Here is a 2415-nt window from a genome sequence, read left to right as displayed (position 1 = left end):
AAAATTATCATACAAATGATCTGTATATCAAAGATGAATTGATGTGCAGATCATTTGTGTGAGCAAAGTCCCTTTAAGCATTATGAAGGGACTTTTTTAAATTTCTACATACTTGAGGTTCCGTCACATCAACATCAAGTTAAAGCACTTTTAAAACATTAAAAGGTGCTTTTTATTTTTTATAAATGCGAATGTAAACTTTTCAATATTAGTTTACTTTCATTTACCCTTAAACATTGACTTCACACCACCCCCCCTAATATCGTCAAATTACACAACGAAAGTATACATTCAAAACAATGTAAATAAAGAGATTGGAACATCCGCAAACAAAAAAAGAAAAAACTAGATCCATACTAGTTTTTTACATAAGTGCCGTTAGCGGATGTTGATATATATAATTTACCTACAAAAAATTATCACTGTCAGACTGGAATTATGCCTTCCAACTCAGTAATTTCCTCACTAATTAACTGCACTATTTTTTTTATAAAATCATCAATTTGATTAAGTTCCGTAAGAATAAACAGATTTGAACGCATCCAATAAGGTTTTGATTGCTTATTGTCAGCTACTACCTCAATACCTACAATTCCTCTTTTATCATGTAAGAAAAATCTCATAGATAATAAATGAGTTACATTGTCTATATCCTCACCTGAAACCCATTGAAACTCATGTAGTTTAAAAGTGGAAAACTTGATCAGTCCCTCTTTTAAAACTTCGAGTTCTTCATTGGTAGTATATATGTTAATGTTCGCAGTGCCATAAAATCCAATAAAATCAAAATTCAATTCAAAAAAATCGGTATCTTCCCATATTCTTTTTATTTTTATATTCGGTACAGGCATTGTGGTCTAACATCCTCTCATAAATTGCACTTTCCACTTGAGAATATTATAACAAGTTTCCCTTAACAAAACGGCTCCATTAGATAAGTAAATAACAATGTATATTCTATACATGTGAGGTTTACATAACTTCACTTATCAGCAGTCAATGTATCTCTAATTATGTAAAAAAAGCCCGTTCATGAAATCTGAAGGGGCTTTTTTTACATAATTAGGTTTTTTGGTATAACAGTAACAAAGAAAGAATAATAAATACACACGGATATCGCTAAGGGTACAAGTGGAGAACTTTAAAAAACTTAATATTTTGAAAATTTTGACTTTAAAAGGGTTTTGTATACTCTTTCTTTGTAATTATGAGTTTAACATTAAAAATAAAATAAAACAACAAAAATATACAAAATTCTGATAAATTCGACATTATTCTTATAAGTTTACATAACCTATCATTATCGGTAGCAGACAAAAAAGCCCATCTCTTTTTTCATAAGGGATCAGCTTGTTTATCTTTCTATTATTCTAAACAACTTATTAAAAAGAATATAATACAACCAAGTATTAAACCCTGTATCTTACCATCTCTTCCACCAAGGTTTTTTAGCTTCTTGATAAATTTCTTCGATTTTTTTATCAAAAGCTATATCTCGTTTTGCAATATAATCAATCATTTTTTGCATATCTTCAATTTGTTGATCTTTTTCTTTTTCCCTTTTTTGAGATTCCAACAACTGTTTTTTTATTTCAATTTCAGTTTCTTCAGATGCTTGCAACTTAGAAATTATCATTTGGTTTTGTTCTTCAATTTGTTCTATTTGCTTTTGAAATGAATTTGCTAATTTCTGAATCTCATATTGCATTTTGTGCGGAATTAAATCGTCCTTTAATTCCTTATTTATCAATGGTTGCACGCTTTGTGTCGGTGATTCTTTCTTCTGTCTTCGTATCACTGCTACGGAAGCCGCCATATCAAGGTTTACTCCAGCTTCTTTTCTAGCTTGAATCAAATCTCTAAATGTTAACTCATCTATATCAGTAAAAATCCTTGTATTGTTTTCATTTTTCCGAAAAACATACCCTGCTTTTTCAAGGGATTGAGCGTACTTCCTAACTGTACTTTCAGCAATTCCAAACGTTTTAGCAATATCATGACTTTTTAATTCCTTAGGGATTCCCTCTAACAATTCAACTTTTGTATCACCCGTATCGGCCATCGCTACCACCTCTTTCTATTTTTATAAGCGATATATCGGCGATATAATATAAATAAATAACACTTAAAATAAACATAACAAAAAATAAACAAGAATACACAAAAAATTTCAGACAAATTAAGCATATACTCGTCTTTTTTAAACATCAACATACACTATGATTTAAAACAATCATAATCAAATTTATACAAGATTTTATACAAAAAAAAGGGAAAAGAAAATAGCAAGAATCCCTAGAATCCTTGCTATAACAACAATGTATAAAATCATGTATAAGATGATAAACAAAGAAAAAGCCAAATCCTATTTATGTCAACGGATTTGGCTTCTTCTTTACTACCGATAATGAGACG

General features: G+C 29.6%; 2 protein-coding genes. Both read right to left on the bottom strand.

The annotated features are described in order from the left end of the window. Positions 1-425: 425 nt before the first annotated feature. Positions 426-851: a hypothetical protein gene (locus tag MR071_RS24885; RefSeq protein ID WP_242238229.1), complete on the bottom strand. Its 426-nt coding sequence runs from the start codon at positions 849-851 to the stop codon at positions 426-428. A 572-nt stretch (positions 852-1423) separates the two neighbouring features. Then, on the bottom strand, positions 1424-2062 hold the full coding sequence (locus MR071_RS24880; RefSeq protein ID WP_242238228.1) for a helix-turn-helix domain-containing protein: 639 nt from the start codon (positions 2060-2062) through the stop codon (positions 1424-1426). Positions 2063-2415 lie beyond the last annotated feature (353 nt).

This window comes from Bacillus cereus group sp. BfR-BA-01316, from assembly GCF_022664195.1.
Taxonomy (GTDB): domain Bacteria; phylum Bacillota; class Bacilli; order Bacillales; family Bacillaceae_G; genus Bacillus_A.
This window is presented reverse-complemented; position numbering and strand designations above follow the sequence as displayed.

Bases quoted from the DNA above. Each gene is read 5' to 3' on its own strand.
- MR071_RS24880 (WP_242238228.1), bottom strand. From the start codon at position 2,062: ATGGCCGATACGGGTGATACAAAAGTTGAATTGTTAGAGGGAATCCCT.
- MR071_RS24885 (WP_242238229.1), bottom strand. From the start codon at position 851: ATGCCTGTACCGAATATAAAAATAAAAAGAATATGGGAAGATACCGAT.